The following is a 1,356-nucleotide window of genomic DNA, read 5'->3' on the forward strand; positions in this document are numbered from 1 at the left end:
GCATAGGCGGCAGAACAGGCTTCGTCCAGTTCCTCCGGGGAAGAAAAGCCGTACTGCTGGTAGGCGGTAACGGTAGCCGCCATTTGCTTTAGATTGTACTTTGCCGCCCAGCGGTCATAGCCCACGCCCTTGCCCTCGGCTCGCTTGGCTTCCCGGTCAACCATGCGCTGCAAGGTGTTGTCTGCCGGGGTGGTTTTTGCAGCTTTTTCCCCTTGTAACGGCTTTTTAACTGCGGCAGGGTATTCGGGTATGGCTTTGGTCTGTTCGGCAGCTCTGTGGGCGTTCTGCGTGAGCAGGGCAAGGACAGCAGCCTTGTCAAAATCGTCCCCCAGCTTTCGGGCTGTGATAGGCTTTGTCCTGTCCGGCGTGAGGTAGGAAAGCCGCCCCCGGCTCTCCTTGACAGTCACACCCTCACGCAGCAAAAGGGAAGAAAACTCGTCAAAGCTGGTAGCTTGGGAAAGTGCCTGCCGTATCGTCCGGCGCAGCTTCGCCTTGTCCGTTTCAAACTTGGTGGGCTTGGTCGGCTGTCCGGCGGCTTCTCTGGTGGCGTTCTCTTTATCAAGGGCAAGCTGCCCTTTCTTTGCCGCCCAGTATTCCCGTTCCGTTATCCGTTCCTTGCTGCCGTTTAGGAGGTCGATTTGGTAAAGCCCCTCCCGGTGGCACATCTCCATGACTTCACTCTTGAAATATTCCATAGCGGCATTGGTGCAGCGGTGCTTGCAGCCCTCCCGTGTATCGGCTGGTCTGTCCATGTAGGGCAGAAGCGGGACTTCATAAATCCGCAGGGAGTTGATGACGATATGCACATGGATATTGCCGCTGTGGTTATGCCCGTCCGGGTGGGCGCAGATTAGGGCTTGGTGTCCGGGAAAATGCTCCTTGCAGAACTGCTCGCCCAGCTCCTGCGCCCGGTCTACGGTCAAGCCGTTGTCTGTCCCGTCCCGTGGGTCAAAGCTGATGATATAGTGGTGGCTTTTCACATCTTCCCGTTTTTGGTTTTTCTCATAGCGGAGATTAGCCCGCATACAGGCAACAGCGAAATCCTCGCCCCCGCAGTTGAGGGAAGAAATGCGGTAATCCTCCCTCGGTATCAGCCGCCCGTTTTCATCAAGGGTGGCTTTCATGGTAAACTCGTCATGCTCAAATGTGAGATAGGCTTCCGCTGCGCCATAGTCCGCATTTTTAGAGCTGATATGTTTGAATGTTGCCAACAGCGTCACCCACTTTCTGCAAGACTTCAAACTTTAGGGCAGCAAGGTCGGAAACCGCCGCCCGTACCTCCCCGGCAAGCTGCGGGTAGGGGCTGTGCCACTCGTTCAGCGTCCGGGCTATCTGGTTTAAGTTGCCGCCGATCCT

Annotated in this window: 2 protein-coding genes; both read right to left on the reverse strand. The window is 56.3% G+C overall.

The features are described 5' to 3' along the window. A partial coding sequence (locus DWW13_RS18500; protein ID WP_118720830.1) for a relaxase/mobilization nuclease domain-containing protein occupies nucleotides 1–1,211 on the reverse strand: 1,211 nt, incomplete at its 3' end. After that, the coding region (gene mobC / locus DWW13_RS18505) for a plasmid mobilization relaxosome protein MobC (protein ID WP_118720832.1) at nucleotides 1,183–1,356 on the reverse strand (174 nt) is incomplete at its 5' end. The genes DWW13_RS18500 and mobC, both read right to left, overlap by 29 nt.

It is taken from the genome of Blautia sp. AF14-40, assembly GCF_003479665.1.
In the GTDB taxonomy this organism is placed as follows: domain Bacteria; phylum Bacillota; class Clostridia; order Lachnospirales; family Lachnospiraceae; genus Fusicatenibacter; species Fusicatenibacter saccharivorans.